Source organism: Mycobacterium numidiamassiliense (assembly GCF_900157365.1).
In the GTDB taxonomy this organism is placed as follows: Bacteria; Actinomycetota; Actinomycetes; order Mycobacteriales; family Mycobacteriaceae; genus Mycobacterium; species Mycobacterium numidiamassiliense.
The window spans coordinates 3,238,592-3,253,806 of record NZ_FUEZ01000004.1; the positions used below are offsets into that span (position 1 = coordinate 3,238,592).

The window sequence follows — 15,215 nt, forward strand, 5'->3', positions numbered from 1 at the left end:
AGCGCAAACGTCGTCCTCGCTGCAGACCTCATCAGACTCCCGCCCTCCACTACGTCGTGTGCGCGCTCACCCGCGGCCCCTGCTTCATACCCGCTCAGTCGCTTGCCAAACCGCACCGAATCCGATGTCCCACAAAAAGACCGATGGCCCGTCTCGGAGTCGAGATGGGCCATCGGTGAGGTCCCTGACCGCCTAGCAGTCGAGGCCGGAGATGCAGCCGACGAGAGTGGCCTGGTGAACGGCGGCGTTGGTGCTTCCCGCCGTGGTCGGAGCCGCTGCCGCGTTCGAGGAAGTGTGGGCCGGCGGAGCGGGTGTGGTGTCGACGGGCATGGCGGCGATGCCGCCGAATCCGACGGCAAAGGCGAGCGCGGTTGCTCCGCCGAAGGTCGTGATCGTCAGCTTGTTTAGAGACTTCATCGTTTCGTCCTCTCGGTTGCTACATCCGGTGAAAGTTTGTGACTAGCTAAATCATACACCACTGCAACTATTGCAGGCACACAAAATATTGTTGGCATACGAAGCGTGATGACTTTCACGGTTGGGGCCCGGGTTCTCCCTGCTCTTGCGGCTGCGCCGCGCACCATTACCGACTAGGCCAACGCGGATGCGCAGGATCGAGGTAGCACCGGTGCGGGATGGAGCAAACTCGAGCGACCGGCATCGCAAGGCAAATGGGGACGCGCTGTACCTCGGCAGGCGGCACGCGTGCGCGAGATATGTTGCTGGCCAAACAGTTTGGCGAACCGCTTGGCGGTGCTGTCTAGCTTTCCTTGGTGATCAACTTGCGCAGCGCTACCCGGTCGGACTTGAGCAGCTCGGCGATGCGCGGCTTGTTCACCTCGGCGACGATGATCTCGCCAACCTCCGGATAGACCTCGCTGAAGATGCCGTGGGACTTCATCTTCTCGGTCTGATACAGGTTGTCCTCGGTCGGTGTCACGTAGTACACCGCGTCGGCCTTGAAGCGGTTCACCAGCCAGAGGTGTATCAGGGTCATCAGCCGCTTCTGGCGCAGCTTCTCGGCGAAGGTGTTCTGGTCGCGCACCTGCAGGATGCTGCGGCCGTGCCGGTCCTTGATCGGATCGACGATCACGTTGGCCAGCTGTTCGCCGTCCTCACCGAGAATCCCGAGTTCGAGCACGTCCGAACCCGCGCGTCGAGGCCGCAGCGTCACGCGAAGCTTCTCCCCCAGCTGGTAGTGCTCGCTCCATAGAGTGAGCCACTCCTCCAGGAGCTTCTTCGGCACCTCGGTCTGCACCAGGTGCTGGCTCTGGGTCGAACCCTTGCCCATCGCCTTGGTGGTCGCGGTGCGGCCCGACGAGGCGGCCAGGGCGGCGTCGCTGCGCGGGCCGCCGACCAGCGTCTGCGGCGTCCGGTAGGGCGACTCGACCAGGCGCATCTTGCGCTGCAACCGCGCCAGCGCCAGCATGCCGTCTTGCTGCAGCGAGGTGGCGAATTCCTCGGCCGCGACGCCGTCGATCTGGTGCCCGCCGTAGGTGATGAAGTTGAAGACGAAGCCCATCTTGCCGAGCTCAACGGGGAACTGCTTCATCTCCTCGTCGGTCATGCCGGTGGTGTCCCAGTTGAATGACGGCGACAGGTTGTACGCCAGCATCTGGTCAGGGAACTCGGCGTGGATCGCCTCGGCGAACTCCCGGGCGTCGGCGAGATCGGCGGTCTTTGTCTCCATCCAGAGGATGTCGGCGAACGGCGCCGCCGCCAGCGACTTGGCGATCGCGTACGGAATGCCGCCGCGAACCTGGTAGTAGCCCTCGGGGGTCCGTGCCAGCTCGGGGCTCCAGTCCGGGGCGGCGCCCAGCTCCCTTGCCTTCGCCCGCGCCGCGTAGTGCGATGTCCGGGCGGCGAATTGGCGCCACTCGTCGGGGCTCATGCTCGCCGGCTCGTCTTCGCTTTCGCCGAACGACAGCACTTCCGCCACCGCATCGCTGTAGGTCATCAGCCCGGCGTCGTCCTCCCAGGCCGCGATGAACCGAGACTCGACCTGGTCGAAGAGATCGTCGATGGACTTCTGCCCGTCCTCCCGCCAGGTGTTGACGGCTTCGGAAACCAGGCCCAGGATGCCTTGGCGCTCCAGCCAGGCATTGGCGATGCCGTACTCGCCGTCGGCCAGGGCATACAGCAGGTGACCGTTCAGATCCTTGACGCCCAGCTCGTGGAAGCGCCGCAGCAGCGCGAGGAAGCAGCCCTTGTAGGAAGGAATGTCCAGGTTGGTCGCGCCCAGCAGGAAAGCCTGGTCGCGTTCGTCGGAGTTGCTGTCGATCAGGTTGGCCGCCTCGGCGTCGGTGCGGGCAACGATGATGCCCGGCACCCGCATGACGTCGAGTTGGAAGCGCGCGGCGTTGAGGCGCTTGATCTGTTCGTCCGACGGCACCAACACCTTGCCGCCCTGGTGGCCACATTTCTTGGTGCCGGGGCGCTGATCCTCGATGTGGTAGCCGGGGACGCCGACCTCGACGAAACGCCGGATGAGGTTGCGCACGTGCGGATCACCGCCGTGGCCCGTGTCGGCGTCGGCGATGATGAACGGCCGGTAGTCGTATTGCTTGGCGCCGGCGCGCTGCTGCTCGTTCATCTGCAACCGCTGGTACTCCTGGTTGCGGTCGGCGGTGAGCAGGGCTCGCACCAGCACCGCGGCGTCTTCGGGCACCTGGCTTAGCGGGTAGCTGGCCAGGTCGGGTCCCGGGTCTTCGGTGGTCGAACCTTTGGCGGAGGTTGCCCAACCACCCAGGTAGATCCCCTCGATGCCCATCCGCTTCATGCTCACCGCCTGTCCCGGCGAGTACGGGCCGAATGTGGTGATGCTCTTCTTCTGCGCGAACAGCTCGCGCAGGCGCGGGTAGAAAGCGGCGGCTGCCTCGCGGGCGACCGTGTAGTCGGTCGGGATGGTGCCGCGTTGTTCTACCACCTGGCGGGCCGTGTAAAGCCGGATGATCCCGGCAAAGCGTGGGTCGTCCATGTATCGCTGCGTGGCTGCGACATCTTGTTCGAACGGTGCGGGGACTTCGGTGTCCGCGTCGATGATGGCCATGCTTTTACACTCCTGTTCGGCAGGTTACCGGTGGGTAGGAGTCTATCCCTGTATCCGGGCATTCAATCACCCGTCAACCGGGTGATTACCGGGTCGAGCCGAAGCGTTGAATCGCACCGGTTTTCGGTGGCCGGACGACGGCCGTGTCATGACCGGGGCGATACCGAGCGCACGGCCCGCCCCTCCCTCGTCGCCACACACGCGGCGTCAGCAAACCGGGGAGACCAATGAAGCCTATGGAAGCCATGCACGCCAGCAAACAGCTGGGTACGGTCATTGCCGTGACAGATTTACGCTTCGAGCGGTGGTATCTCCCGTTGTCCGTTCCCATCGGACTCGGGCCGAAGAACAGTGAGCTGCGGGTCGCTGACGGGACCCTGCACGTGAAGATGGGCTGGGCGTTCGATGCCCGCATACCCCTTGCGTCGATCACCAGAGCGGAAGTTCCGACAGAGCGGGCTTTCGCCTGGGGTGTGCATTACTCCCGCGGTCGCTGGCTGGTCAATGGCTCGACCAAGGGCCTGGTGGCCTTGACCATCGAGCCGCCGGCCCGGGCCAAAGCGGTGGGGAGGTCGGTGAAGCTGCGCTCGTTGTGGGTCAGCGTGACCGACCCGGATGCCCTGATTGCCGCTGCCACCGCGGGCCACGCCTAGCCGGGCGCTGAGCCCGCCTTGCGGCTCAACCAATCCCGCTGGCGGCGGACAAACTCGGCGTCGACGACCTTGCCGTGCCCCGGGACGTAGATGGCGTCCGTTCCGCCCGCCGCGAGCACCCGATCCAGGGTTGCCGGCCAGGCCGCCACGTCGGAATCGGCGTCGAGCGCCGGGTCGGCCGACTCCTCGACGAGGTCTCCGGTGAACACCACGACCCGGCCGTCCTCGTCATCAGCGGGCGGCACTATCACCACCAGATCCGAGCCGGTGTGGCCACGACCCAGATGCGCGATCGTCACGCTGCGGTCACCGAGATCGATCATCGCGTCGTAGATCGCGTGCTGTGGCCGGCGCAGCGCCGCGATCGCGCGATCGATCTCCGCGGCGTTCGCCCCGTGGCGCACCGCGTCGTCGCGAATCTGCGCGGTTGCCGAGGACAGGTATTCGATGACGTCGGGTGCGCAGTAGACCTCGGCGCCGGCGAACAACGAGGAACCGAGAACATGGTCGAAGTGCTTGTGTGTCAACACGATACAAGTGACCTGACATTGCGCAAGCTCGGCGACATCGGCGGCGATCGCGGCCGCTTCGGCAAGCGTGGTGCCGCTATCGACCAACAGCGCTCCGGTCGCGCCCCGGATCAGTCCGATTGTCACATCGCAGAACGGCAGCCGGCACCGGTACACACTGCGGGTCAGCCGCTCCCACGTGAAATGCACACAGTGCAACGTAGCCTGACGACTGCCGTCGAAAAAGTGCCCTTCGTGCGGTTTGTGGGAGACGCCTGGGCGCTCGGCATTGACGTGTCGGAAATTCCCGACGTATATTGCGTGTCGTGGCGACGCCCGATCGCATCTTTCTCGCCCTGGCGAACCCGGTGCGACGGGAATTATTGGAAATCCTCGCCCGGCAGCAACTTTCCGCGGGGGAACTCAGCGAGCGGTTCGAACTCAGTCGCCCCGCGGTGGCCGAACACCTCAAGGTGCTGCGCGAGGCCGGGCTGGTGGCCGACGAGCCGCAAGGCCGTCATCGCATCTATCGTCTGACCGCCGAACCGTTGGCTGAGCTCAACGACTGGTTGCATCCGTTCGAGAGGTTCTGGCGGGGGCGGCTGGCCGTGCTCGCCGAGGCAGCAGAGGAGCTGCAATGACCGAGACCTCAACACCGGCCACGATCCGGGTAGACCAATTCGTGGCGGCGCCTCCGGACAAGGTGTGGCGGTTGTTGACCGAACCCGAGCTGATGCGACTCTGGTGGGCCGAGGGTGAGGTGGCCGCGGTGGTTGGCCACCAATTCACCCTCGACATGCCGGGTTACGGCAAGCAATCCTGCAAGGTGCTCGAGGTCGATCCGCCGCACCGCTTCGTCTACACCTTCACCCCGGCATGGACGTTGAGCTGGCGCCTCGAGCCGGAAGGCGCAGGCACTCGAGTGTTCCTGGAACACAGCGGCTTTAACCTCGATGACGCGCGGATGGCCGACGCGTTCGATCGCATGGGACCGGGTTGGCGTGACGTCGTTCTGCCCCGCCTTGCCGACGCCGCCGGGCAGGAGTAGTCGATGCGCGCAGTTGTCATTACCAAGCATGGCGACCCGTCGGTCTTGCAGGTACAGCAGCGCCCGGACCCACCCCCGCCGGGCCCGGGTCAGCTGCGGGTCGCGGTACGCGCAGCCGGGGTGAACTTCTCCGATCATCTGGCCCGCGTCGGGCTCTACCCGGACGCGCCGAAACTTCCGGCGGTGGTGGGGTACGAAGTCTCCGGCACCGTCGATGCGGTCGGCGACGGCGTCGACCCGGGCCTGGTCGGTGAAAGGGTCTTGGCCGGAACACGTTTCGGTGGCTACGCCGAGATCGTCAACGTCGCCGCCAGCGACAGCGTGGCGCTTCCCGATGCATTGAGCTTCGAACAGGGCGCCGCAGTACCAGTCAATTACGCCACCGCATGGGCGGCATTGCACGGCTACGGATCGCTGCGCGCCGGCGAGCGGGTGCTGATCCACGCCGCGGCCGGCGGGGTCGGCATCGCGGCCATTCAATTCGCCAAGGCCGCGGGAGCACAGGTGCACGGCACGGCGTCGCCGGGCAAACACGCCAAGCTTGTCGAGCTCGGTGTGGACCGCGCGATCGATTACCGCCGCGACGGGTGGTGGAAGGGCCTCGACCCGTATGACGTGGTCCTCGACGCCCTGGGTGGAACGTCGCTGCGGCGCTCGTATGCGCTGCTGCGCCCGGGCGGAAGGCTTGTTGGCTATGGGGTTTCGGCCATGCAGCAAGGTGAGAAGCGCTCACTTCGCCGCGCGGCACCGCAGGCGCTGTCGATGCTGCGTGGCTTCAACTCGATGGCCCTGCTGCAGGACTCCAAAGCCGTGATCGGCCTGAACATGTTGCGACTGTGGGACGACCGCGGCACCCTCGAACCCTGGATCAGCCCGCTGACCACTGCACTGCACGACGGCACCGTCTCCCCCGTCGTCCACGCAGCCGTGCCGTTCGACGACGCGCCCACCGCGCACCGGATCCTCGCGGCGCGGGAGAACATCGGCAAGGTCGTGCTGGTGCCCTAACGCGAGGGGAGCGACAATGTCGTATGGCAATACGCGGGGCGAGCACACTGCACGGAGCCGGGTTGGTGATTGCCGGACTGGCACTGGCACTGGCGTTGGCCGGCGTCGGCGCCGGCACGACCAGGGCAGCACCGGGCACCGGGCCGCTGACGATCAGCAGTCCCGCGTTCGCCAATAACGCACCGATACCAACCGATTTCACCTGCAAGGGCGCGGACGTGTCGCCGCCGCTGGCGTGGTCCGCGCCGTTAGGGGCGGCGCTGGTTGTCGACGACCCCGACGCCGTCAACGGCCTGTACGTCCATTGGATCGTCATCGGAATCGCACCAGGTTCCGGTAGCGCCGGGCGCGGTCAATCCCCCGCCGGCGCAACCGCACTCCCGAACACGTCGGGCCAGCCGGCGTACAAGGGGCCGTGCCCGCCCGAGGGCAGCGGAACGCACCACTACCGCTTCACGCTCTACCAGCTTCCCAACGACTACCAGCTCCCCGGCGGACTGGCCGGTGTACAAGCGGCGCAGACAATTGCCGGCGCTGCCACCGCTCAGGCTCAACTGGTGGGAACGTTCGGGGGCTGACCGGCTAGCGGTCATCCAGAATCTGGTATGCCGCGTTATAGCCGGGCGTGAAGGTAATACCCGGGCCTCCGTGGCATCCGGCGCCACCGAGGTAGAGGCCGTCGATCGGTATCGGGAAGTCGAGAAACCCCTTCGGTCCGGGTCGATTCGGGCCCATCAGGTCCGGGTGGAGCAGACCGTGACAGAAGTCGCCGGAGGGTGCGCCGAACATGGTGTTCATGTGGTACGGCGCAAACGTGATGTGGCGGATCACGATGTCCTTGAAATTCGGTGCAAACCTGGTGATCTTGTCGATAACACGTTGCGCCATCTCATTTTTCAGATGCCCATGCTGGTCGCGGTCCACCTCGACCGGGAAGGCGTACGCGTAGGCGCTGGCGGCGTGCTTGCCGGGCGGCGCCATGCCCGGATCGTGCACCGAAGGGATCTGCATGCCCATCGAGGGGTTGTCCGGGACGATGCCGCGCCGGCAGGTCTCCCACTGCAGTTGCTGCTCCTCCGGCGAGCCGAAGATCCCGACCGACTGTTGCATTCCCTCCTCGTTCAAGAACTCGTAGGGGGGCGCGAATTCCGGTAGCCCGTCCAGGGCGAAGTGGAGCTGCACGAAGGACGCACGATGGTCTCGGTCCGACACGCGCGAAACAAGTTCTACCGGGACATGTTCGGGTGCGACCAGGTCGTTGAGCGTGACGTCTGGCGACAGGTTGGACACGACGATCGGCGCGCTCAGTGTCGACCCGTCACGAAGCCGCACACCGGTCACCGACCCGCGCTCGACCAGAATCTGCTCAACCTTGGTGCGGAATCGCAGCTCGCCGCCGTGGGAGATGAACAGCCCACGCAGATGCTCGGTCAGCGCGCCGATGCCGCCTTTGAGCTTGGTCATCATCGCGGTGCTGTCATCGGGCACGGCCAGCGCGAACGCAAGACAGGTGGCGCTACCTGGTGTGTAGGGCCCGCGGTACGTGGAGTTGACGGCCAGAAACGCGAGCATCCCGCGCATCACCGCGTGCTTGTCCTTCTCGGGAAGGTAGCGGTCGATCACGTCCATCGCCGACCCGAACAACATCTCGTGAATCGCCCGTCGTTCAGCGTCATTCGTTGCGCAGGCGTACATCTCGTCCAGGGTCTTGGGAGGCTTGCGTACGTCGAATCGGCCCAGCGCCCGGGCGGGTCCCTGGCTCCACCCGATCAGTTCGGCCATGCCGGTAACGGCCTCGAAGCCGTGCTTCTCGCCGAGGTGTGCCATCAGCTGCATCGGGTCGCGGTAGAAGACCATCGGCTCTTCGCCGTGTTCGCCGATGTTGATCGACATCACCTCGGGTTCCACCGTGGGCAGCGTGTCGAGCCCGAGATCCTTGGTGATCTCGCTGGCCGTGGGGAACTGGACGGAGCCCGCGATCTCGTATCGGAAGCCGTCGATCAGTTCGACCGTTGCCGCCATCCCTCCGGCGTACGTGTTCGCTTCCAGGCACACGGTGCGCAGCCCGGCGCGTTGCAGAATCGCGGCGGCGGTCAGTCCGTTGTGTCCGGCACCGACCACGATCGCGTCGTAGTCCGTTGTGCTCATAGTTCCGGCCCGTCCTCTCACGTTGTGGGCGTGACAAGAATATGTCAGTACTGACATAATAGGAAGATGTCGGTACTGACTGATTTGGAACGGCTGGGATACGATCGGCGAGCTATGACCGTCCCGCTCAACCGCCACGAGCTGCGTCGCCGCTCGACGCATGAGGCGCTTCGCCAGGCCGCGTTAAACAGCTTCGCCCGCAAGGGTTTTGTGAATGTGACTGTCACGGAGTTGGCTCGGGAGGCGGGCGTCACCGAACGCACCTTCTTCCGGCATTTCCCGACCAAGGAAGCCGTGCTGTTCCAGGACTACGAAACCCAGCTGGAATGGCTGGCCGAGGCGCTCGCGCAGCGTCCGCCGTGGGAGCCGCTGTTCGATGCGGTGTTGGCGAGTGTGGCTGCCTTCCCGCACGACATCGAAGTCGTCCGCCAGGCCGCGATCGCACGCACGGAGTTGATCACCGCGGACCGCATCGCGGGCCACCTGCGGGTGGTCCAGTCATCGTTTGCGCAGGTGCTCACCGAGTTTGTCAGGAGCCGAAACCGCGACATGCCGAACATCGACCTGGCCGCCGAGGTCGCGGGATCCGCTCTGGCCGCGGCTCTGGTTGTCGCAGTAGAGAATTGGGGCCGCAACGGTTGTTCCGACGACCTTGGTGAGCTGGTGAGCGCAAGCCTGGAACTCGTTCGCTCGGGGTTGGCGCCGCTGACCTAATCCGCCGCGGAAGTTCGGGTGGCCAGCCGCATCAGCTCGGCGCAAGTCCTCGTCGCGTTGTCCCCGATCGGTGAGCAGTCGAGTGTGCGTGGTCGGCGACGACACGCCGTCAGAATCCGGCGCGAACGCACACCGAAAACCCTGAGCGCACAACCGGTATCAAGCTTCGCCCGCTGCCGCGCTCGCCACGGCCGCCTCGACGAAACGGCGCAGTTCGGCATTGCGGGCGCGCGGCAGAAAAGCCAACACGACTGGACTCGGTGGGGCTCCGCGCAGCGCGACGAACCGCACACCGGGGTGAATATTGCGCCGGACCGCGACGTCGGGGATAACGCCGATACCGCGGTCGGCAGCCACGGACTCCAGCCACTCGTCGAAATTCGTTGTCTCCACAACGGTTTTCGGGCCTGCATCGGCCGGCCAGGACCACGGCCCGGTGGTACCGCTGGCGACGTTAACCACCAACGGCCAACGCGGGACCTCGTCCCAGTCCAACTCCGATCGTTGCGCCAGGGGCGAGTGAACGGAACACACCGCCACCCGTGATTCGTCGAACAGGTGCACCACGCGTACCCCGGTTGACGTCACCTGTCCCCGCACCACTGCGACGTTGACCTTTCCCTGCTGCACGGCGGACAACGCATCGTCGGTGCGGATCAACCTGACCGTCGTGCCGGTGGCGCGCTCGAACCGCGCGACGGTGTCCTGCGCCCATGGATCCGGCAACAACCAACTGAACCCGAGGCGAATACTTGCCTGGCGTCGCACGGCGGCCACGCCGCGTTCCAGTTCGGCGAGAACGCGTTCGACGTAATCAACGAAAGTTCGCCCTGCCTGCGTTGTCTCAACATGTCGCGAACTTCGATCGAGAAGCGTCGCCCCGAGAGCGTCTTCCAATTGCTGGATGGTGCGGCTCAACGCCGGCTGAGTGATCGTGAGTTCGTCGGCGGCCTGCGTGAATGACCCCAGGCGTGCCACCGCCTCGAACGCCCTCAGGTGGCGCAACTCGATTCGGCTAATCGCCGCCTCGCCCATGCCTGACAAGCATAGATGGCTCATAACAGGCATTTCACATGCGGTTCTCACCGACCTAACGTCGTAACCGGCCGCACCGCCCGCAGACCAGAGGAGAAGAAATGCCGCTGTTGTACATCGACCTCATCGAGGGTCGTTCGCCGTCGGAGGTGCAGGTGCTGCTCGACGCAGCCCATGACGCTGTGGTCGGAGCGTTTGCGGTGCCGCCCGGCGACCGCTATCAGGTGGTCCACACTCATCCGGCGCACGAGATCGTGGCGTGGGACACCGGTCTCGGCATCGACCGTTCGCCCCGGTTGGTGGTCGTGCACGTGGTGAGCCGGCGACGCACCCGCGCCATGAAGGAGCGCTTCTATGAGCTGCTGGCGTCCAATCTCGCCGAGCGATGCGGGCTGGACCCGGCCGACCTGATCGTCTCGATCACCGAAAACGGGGACGAGGACTGGTCTTTCGGCCACGGCCGCGCGCAGTTCCTCACCGGAGAGTTGCAGTGAGCAGGGCCGCTCCGCTGACCACCCGACTCACCGAATTCTTCGGGATCGACTACCCGATCGTGCTCGCGCCGATGGCCATGATCTCCGGCGGCCGGCTGGCGGCGGCGGTGACGGCGGCCGGCGGCCTGGGATTCATCGGCGGCGGCTACGGCGACAGGGAATGGCTACAGCGCGAATTCGGCAATGCCGGTGCGAGCAAGGTCGGATGCGGGTTCATCACATGGAGTCTCGCGGAAAAACCCGAACTGCTTGACGAGGCGTTGGCCCGACAACCGGCCGCGATCATGTTGTCGTTCGGTGATTTGCGACCGTTCGCCGATCGCGTACGCTCGGCCGGAGTTCCGCTGGTGGCCCAGGCACAGAACCTTGACCACATCCGTGAGGCTTTGGATGCCGGTGCCGACATCATCGTGGCGCAGGGTAGCGAGGCGGGCGGCCACGGCATGACCGTTCGCTCGACATTCACGTTCGTGCCCGAAGTGGTCGACCTGGTCGCCGAGCGCCGCCCCGAAGTCCTTGTGGTGCTCGCCGGCGGTGTCGCCGACGGCCGCGGCCTTGCGGCGGCGCTGGCGCTCGGTGCCGACGGGGCCCTGGTGGGCACCCGGTTCTGGGCCAGCTCGGAGGCCTTGGTGTCGCCGCGGGCCCACCAGCGCGCGATCCCCGCCAGCGGAGATGACACGTTCCGCACCCGGATCTATGACGTTGTGCGGCAACTGGATTGGCCCGTGGAATATAACGAGCGTGCGCTGGCCAACTCGTTTCTGGACAGGTGGCACGGCAACGACGAACAGCTATTGGCCGCGCTACCCGAGGCGATCGACACCTTTGAAAAGGCCGTCGCCGCAGAGGATTTCGACGTGGCCGCGGCCTTGGTCGGCGAGGACATCGGGCTCATTCGCGAAGTTCGCCCGGCCGGCGGCATCGTGCACGGCATGGCGCGTGACGCCGCGCACATCCTGGCCCGGGCTGCGGACTCAGTACAGCGGTGACCATTCGGACGTCCGCAGCAATCTGCTAGTCCACTGGTCGCGCAGGTCCAGGGCGTCGTGCATCCAGGTCCCGGGGGCGCGGTATTCGGCGGGAATATGGGTCCGCAACAGATCGAGCAGTGCCTCTGGCCGGCTGATGCGCTGCATCAGGATCACCTCGCGGCGCACGTGACTGCCGAGAGCCGGCTGGAATGCGGCGTGCATTCTCAGCATCGATGACGGCGCTTCGAGGCTTCTGGCATAGACCTCACCGCAGCGCACGATGTATTCCTCGAACTTGTCCTCGTACGGCCACATGGTGTCTTCCATGTAGAGCGTCATCTCGTGCTCGCGGCCATCGACCGGCACCTCGTCGAACTGCACCCGCTGCAGCGGCGACCATGGCAGGGGTACCAGCAATTTCGCGTCGACTTCGTGGCGGAGCTCGTCGAGATTACGCATCCAGTCCTGCAGATCCCCCTTCTGGACCCGCAACGTCAGCCGCTCCCACGCGGCGCCGTCGCGAACGGCGGTCACGGTGATGACGGTGTAGGCGGGTCCGCTGCCGTGTGCCTGATTGGCGTACCAGAGCAGCCGGGCGTCGTCGCCCTCGGCGAGCAAGGGCATCCAGCCGTTCCGGAATGCGGCTTCGAAGTCGTCTTCAGCGCGACCGCGGACCTTGTGCACTTCGTGCATGAACAGCACGCCTAGCACCTCCCAATCGCGGCGCTGGGGGCTGAACGCCGCTCAACGGACGGTAACCCCGAAAAGTGTTGGGGTCTATGCCGGGTCGACATCTGCACAACTGGGCGCTGCTGCGTGACCTAGACAGCCGCGTTGAGAATCTGGTTTGCTCGATTCGGTACCGTCCTTACCGGGCAGGAGTTCGCTGATGGCAAGGCTGGCTGTGCCCGATGGCCCCGGTGGCGAAGCCGCCATGATCTGGTCGTTACGTCCGCAGCTCGGTGGCATGGTCGAGCGGATGATCCGCGGCGCCTACCAGCAGAGCATCCTGCCGGCCGACGAGCGCGAGCTGGCCAGGATGCGGATCGCGCAGATCAACGATTGCGTCGCGTGCTCGGGCTTCCGGGCACAGTCGGTGCTGGACGCCAACGTCGCATCGGAGCTCTACGACAACGTCGCGGCGTACGCCAGCTATCCCGGCTACACGCCGCGTCAGCGTCTTGCCATCGAGTACGCCGAGCGCTTCGCCACCGACCACGCGTCTATGGACGATGCGTTCTTCGAACGGTTGCGGGATTCGTTCTCGGACGAGGAGATTCTCGACCTAACCCTGTGCGTTGCGGTTTTCCTCGGCCTCGGCCGTTCCTTGACCGTGCTGGGGGTCGACCAATCCTGTCGGGTTAGCTGGCTGTAAGCTCGTCCTGTACGAATAGTGGCGTGACCTGCATATCTGATACCTGCACCTGCCGGGCGCGGGCAATCCCAGTCTGGCGTAGTTTGCTGCGCGTAACGCTCAGAATAGGCGCTCTCAGGTTGCGGGTTCCTATCCTCTGCTCTCGTCGCGTTGTTCGCATGAGCAGTGGAATTCCCAGCGGTCGGGCCAATGCCCGGTGAGGTCGCCATAGCAGCAGAACTCGATACGTTCACCGGTGCCGGAGGTGAGGGTGACTTCGTGCCAGTCCTCGTGGATGCGGCACGACCAGAGGTAGACTTGCGGGACAACCAGCGGCGGAATGAGAGCATCGCAGTAAACCGATCAGGACTCCGCACAACGGCGAAGGTGTGAGCGTACCGCGAGCAACGGCGCACTACTCGACCAGCCGCGGCAGCCCTACGCTCTGCGCATGACCACATCCACACCCGATGAGGCCAGGGCTGGAATGCGCGCCCTGCTAAACCACGTCCCGCCGACCATGGGAGCCACGCGCACCGCCCTGGGCGTACTTGCCGCGCTTCGGGCGGACGCCGAGGACGACAAAGTTGAGGTAAGCCTCAAGGACCTGCGTGAGGTTGTGAGTAAATTCGCGGCGACGTTCACCATCTGCATCGTCATCCTTGAAAACGAGATCGAAGCCCTCCACGGGCGCAACGGCCTCACCGACAGCACATGGCTGGGCATCATGGGCGAGTTTGGCCTGGGCGGCTAGCTCATCGCGCACGATCTGGCGGACTTGCGCCTCAGACAGACTCATCGACTGACCTCGCACTTCAAAATGACCCTTTCAAACTGACCCACTACCGACGTCCAACGCAACTTCTCAGTTCCGCGGGGCGAATATGGGATGATCCACCACTCCTGGGGCATAGACTCAAGCCAAACAGCGTGTCCGTTCAGTCCTTACCCGAAAGGATCTGTGTGGTCGCAGCGCCCATCAAGTCATCACCGGTCCCTATGTATCCCGGTTCTGTCAGCCTCTTCTATGAGGAATCGAAGGCTGCACGCAAAGACATCGCGGACCTGTTGCACCGTTACCGTGCTAACACAACTGCCGTCCTAGCGCTGGCCACGGGCGCCGCGACGTTCTTCGGCTTCTCCAATAGCCCGAAGGGGCTCTTTTACCTCCTGTCGCTGAGTGCTTACGCCGTAGCCAGCTTCCTCGCGATCGCCATCTACTGGCCTATACCGAGCCGCATAAACCCTGCGGATCATGTCGCCGATCTATTAAGAATAGAGCCGGTACAACCCATAAAGCTTCAACATGACTTGGCTCTTAATTATCAATCCGCCACTGCGGAGGCTATTAAACGCGTTCGGGGCTGGCGCGGGCTGGCCGCAAAGTTCAGAGGTCTACTCGTAGCGACGTCGCTCGTGGTCATCTTCGCCGGATTTAATGTCTACCTCGAATCCAGAAGTCACACCGTGCCGCAGCCCACTCACATCGTCATAGACAAGGGAATGCCGTGACGCATCCACTACCCGAGCCGCCCTCACCCGACGGGCCAATCTACGTCGACCCGGTTCGCTGGTTGCCGTTGGGCCCAGAAGTGGTGGATAGCGACTTGAGCAGCCTACTGACTCGACTTCTGTTGTCCACGAACGTCCAACGTGTTGAGGTGGCACCAAAGCAAGTCGCTGGCGCGATCACAGATCGGCTTGCTCTGCGCATGATGGTTGCGAAGAAGCTACCACTGGCGGAGGTACCACCCGATCAATTCATACCGCCAACAATCCTTGGTATGCCCACTGACGTCGTTGAAGGTGCCTAAGCACACCAAAATAAGCGTGCGGGATGCTCACGATAGATTCGCAAAACGGGCTGGTGCCCTTGTGCGCGGCGGGCCGTCGGGTTCTCTTTACAGCGTTGCGAGACCAGAGCGGAGGCCCTGATGTGCCGGCTCAGCTTGCCGGCGCCGCAGCCACGTCCCATAACCAACAACACTCATCAACTGCCGCAAAATTCGGAGCAGCGTGGAAATGCACGAGCTATAGTATGAGAGCTTTCGCTGTAATTGCATTGCTCTGCGCGAAACATGTTCTGGCAGTGCGGATCGCGCGATCATCCCTGGGCGCACCCAGCAAAGTCTTTGCGGCCGTGTGTCCGCACCTGCGGAGCCGGTAAACCCCTTCCGGGGTTATCGTTTGCAGGGAAAAGCTGCTGTCCGGCTTTGAAGTGCCTGATCAGCA

Annotated in this window: 17 protein-coding genes; 11 read left to right on the forward strand and 6 right to left on the reverse strand. The window is 64.6% G+C overall.

The window, feature by feature from the left end; translation table 11 throughout:
- Positions 1-192: 192 nt before the first annotated feature.
- Positions 193-417 (reverse strand): hypothetical protein, encoded by a 225-nt coding sequence (locus MNAB215_RS23815; protein WP_077080975.1) that lies wholly within the window; start codon positions 415-417, stop codon positions 193-195.
- A 343-nt stretch (positions 418-760) separates the two neighbouring features.
- Positions 761-3,049 carry an isocitrate lyase ICL2 gene (gene aceA, locus MNAB215_RS23820; RefSeq protein ID WP_077080976.1) on the reverse strand — a complete coding sequence of 763 codons (2,289 nt, stop codon included), beginning with the start codon at positions 3,047-3,049 and terminating at the stop codon, positions 761-763.
- Positions 3,050-3,294: 245 nt separating this feature from the next.
- Between aceA and MNAB215_RS23825 the strand changes: the two genes are divergently transcribed.
- Positions 3,295-3,702 (forward strand): hypothetical protein, encoded by a 408-nt coding sequence (locus MNAB215_RS23825; RefSeq protein WP_077082283.1) that lies wholly within the window; start codon positions 3,295-3,297, stop codon positions 3,700-3,702.
- Here MNAB215_RS23825 and MNAB215_RS23830 read toward each other — a convergent pair.
- Positions 3,699-4,421, reverse strand: coding sequence for an MBL fold metallo-hydrolase (locus MNAB215_RS23830; RefSeq protein WP_077080977.1), 723 nt, complete (start codon positions 4,419-4,421; stop codon positions 3,699-3,701). The two genes, MNAB215_RS23825 and MNAB215_RS23830, sit on opposite strands and share 4 nt — an antisense overlap.
- Before the next feature lie 107 nt (positions 4,422-4,528).
- On the opposite strand from MNAB215_RS23830, the gene MNAB215_RS23835 reads away from it, so the two are divergent.
- From MNAB215_RS23835 to MNAB215_RS23850, 4 genes are read left to right on the forward strand one after another with little or no spacing between them, the layout of a single operon-like run.
- Positions 4,529-4,852 carry an ArsR/SmtB family transcription factor gene (locus MNAB215_RS23835; protein ID WP_077080978.1) on the forward strand — a complete coding sequence of 108 codons (324 nt, stop codon included), beginning with the start codon at positions 4,529-4,531 and terminating at the stop codon, positions 4,850-4,852.
- A complete protein-coding gene (locus tag MNAB215_RS23840; protein WP_077080979.1) occupies positions 4,849-5,259 on the forward strand; it encodes an SRPBCC family protein in 411 nt (136 codons plus the stop codon). Before MNAB215_RS23835 ends, MNAB215_RS23840 begins: the two co-directional genes overlap by 4 nt.
- 3 nt (positions 5,260-5,262) lie before the next feature.
- The gene (locus MNAB215_RS23845; protein ID WP_077080980.1) at positions 5,263-6,267 is read left to right on the forward strand and encodes a zinc-binding dehydrogenase; all 1,005 of its coding nucleotides are present in this window, start codon (positions 5,263-5,265) and stop codon (positions 6,265-6,267) included.
- 23 nt (positions 6,268-6,290) lie between these two features.
- The gene (locus MNAB215_RS23850) at positions 6,291-6,845 is read left to right on the forward strand and encodes a YbhB/YbcL family Raf kinase inhibitor-like protein (RefSeq protein ID WP_077080981.1); all 555 of its coding nucleotides are present in this window, start codon (positions 6,291-6,293) and stop codon (positions 6,843-6,845) included.
- Positions 6,846-6,849: 4 nt separating this feature from the next.
- Here the strand turns inward: MNAB215_RS23850 and MNAB215_RS23855 are convergent, their stop codons facing one another.
- A complete protein-coding gene (locus MNAB215_RS23855; protein WP_077080982.1) occupies positions 6,850-8,415 on the reverse strand; it encodes a phytoene desaturase family protein in 1,566 nt (521 codons plus the stop codon).
- 114 nt (positions 8,416-8,529) lie between these two features.
- Between MNAB215_RS23855 and MNAB215_RS23860 the strand changes: the two genes are divergently transcribed.
- Positions 8,530-9,129: a TetR/AcrR family transcriptional regulator gene (locus tag MNAB215_RS23860; RefSeq protein ID WP_077080983.1), complete on the forward strand. Its 600-nt coding sequence runs from the start codon at positions 8,530-8,532 to the stop codon at positions 9,127-9,129.
- Positions 9,130-9,288: 159 nt separating this feature from the next.
- Here MNAB215_RS23860 and MNAB215_RS23865 read toward each other — a convergent pair whose 3' ends face one another.
- A complete protein-coding gene (locus MNAB215_RS23865; protein ID WP_077080984.1) occupies positions 9,289-10,164 on the reverse strand; it encodes a LysR family transcriptional regulator in 876 nt (291 codons plus the stop codon).
- A 101-nt stretch (positions 10,165-10,265) separates the two neighbouring features.
- Here MNAB215_RS23865 and MNAB215_RS23870 point away from each other — a divergent pair, with 101 nt between their 5' ends.
- Complete coding sequence (locus tag MNAB215_RS23870) at positions 10,266-10,658, forward strand: tautomerase family protein (protein WP_077080985.1); 393 nt, start codon at positions 10,266-10,268, stop codon at positions 10,656-10,658.
- Positions 10,655-11,647: an NAD(P)H-dependent flavin oxidoreductase gene (locus MNAB215_RS23875; RefSeq protein WP_077080986.1), complete on the forward strand. Its 993-nt coding sequence runs from the start codon at positions 10,655-10,657 to the stop codon at positions 11,645-11,647. The genes MNAB215_RS23870 and MNAB215_RS23875 overlap by 4 nt, the downstream gene beginning before the upstream one ends.
- Here MNAB215_RS23875 and MNAB215_RS23880 read toward each other — a convergent pair.
- Entirely contained in the window at positions 11,633-12,322 is a 690-nt protein-coding gene (locus MNAB215_RS23880; RefSeq protein WP_245830472.1) for a hypothetical protein, read from the reverse strand. The two genes, MNAB215_RS23875 and MNAB215_RS23880, sit on opposite strands and share 15 nt — an antisense overlap.
- Before the next feature lie 196 nt (positions 12,323-12,518).
- Between MNAB215_RS23880 and MNAB215_RS23885 the strand changes: the two genes are divergently transcribed.
- From MNAB215_RS23885 to MNAB215_RS23895, 3 genes are all read left to right on the forward strand, one after another.
- Positions 12,519-13,004, forward strand: coding sequence for a carboxymuconolactone decarboxylase family protein (locus tag MNAB215_RS23885; RefSeq protein ID WP_077080988.1), 486 nt, complete (start codon positions 12,519-12,521; stop codon positions 13,002-13,004).
- A gap of 430 nt (positions 13,005-13,434) precedes the next feature.
- Entirely contained in the window at positions 13,435-13,737 is a 303-nt protein-coding gene (locus tag MNAB215_RS23890) for a hypothetical protein (RefSeq protein ID WP_077080989.1), read from the forward strand.
- A gap of 209 nt (positions 13,738-13,946) precedes the next feature.
- A complete protein-coding gene (locus MNAB215_RS23895; protein ID WP_131829168.1) occupies positions 13,947-14,495 on the forward strand; it encodes a hypothetical protein in 549 nt (182 codons plus the stop codon).
- The last annotated feature ends 720 nt before the right edge of the window (positions 14,496-15,215 follow it).

What these genes read in the sequence shown, in the direction of transcription:
- MNAB215_RS23815 (WP_077080975.1), bottom strand. Translation starts at nt 417, where the DNA reads ATGAAGTCTCTAAACAAGCTGACGATCACGACCTTCGGCGGAGCAACC.
- aceA (WP_077080976.1), bottom strand. Translation starts at nt 3,049, where the DNA reads ATGGCCATCATCGACGCGGACACCGAAGTCCCCGCACCGTTCGAACAA.
- MNAB215_RS23825 (WP_077082283.1), top strand. Translation starts at nt 3,295, where the DNA reads ATGCACGCCAGCAAACAGCTGGGTACGGTCATTGCCGTGACAGATTTA.
- MNAB215_RS23840 (WP_077080979.1), top strand. Translation starts at nt 4,849, where the DNA reads ATGACCGAGACCTCAACACCGGCCACGATCCGGGTAGACCAATTCGTG.
- MNAB215_RS23845 (WP_077080980.1), top strand. Translation starts at nt 5,263, where the DNA reads ATGCGCGCAGTTGTCATTACCAAGCATGGCGACCCGTCGGTCTTGCAG.
- MNAB215_RS23850 (WP_077080981.1), top strand. Translation starts at nt 6,291, where the DNA reads ATGGCAATACGCGGGGCGAGCACACTGCACGGAGCCGGGTTGGTGATT.
- MNAB215_RS23855 (WP_077080982.1), bottom strand. Translation starts at nt 8,415, where the DNA reads ATGAGCACAACGGACTACGACGCGATCGTGGTCGGTGCCGGACACAAC.
- MNAB215_RS23860 (WP_077080983.1), top strand. Translation starts at nt 8,530, where the DNA reads ATGACCGTCCCGCTCAACCGCCACGAGCTGCGTCGCCGCTCGACGCAT.
- MNAB215_RS23865 (WP_077080984.1), bottom strand. Translation starts at nt 10,164, where the DNA reads ATGGGCGAGGCGGCGATTAGCCGAATCGAGTTGCGCCACCTGAGGGCG.
- MNAB215_RS23870 (WP_077080985.1), top strand. Translation starts at nt 10,266, where the DNA reads ATGCCGCTGTTGTACATCGACCTCATCGAGGGTCGTTCGCCGTCGGAG.
- MNAB215_RS23880 (WP_245830472.1), bottom strand. Translation starts at nt 12,322, where the DNA reads ATGCACGAAGTGCACAAGGTCCGCGGTCGCGCTGAAGACGACTTCGAA.
- MNAB215_RS23885 (WP_077080988.1), top strand. Translation starts at nt 12,519, where the DNA reads ATGGCAAGGCTGGCTGTGCCCGATGGCCCCGGTGGCGAAGCCGCCATG.
- MNAB215_RS23890 (WP_077080989.1), top strand. Translation starts at nt 13,435, where the DNA reads ATGACCACATCCACACCCGATGAGGCCAGGGCTGGAATGCGCGCCCTG.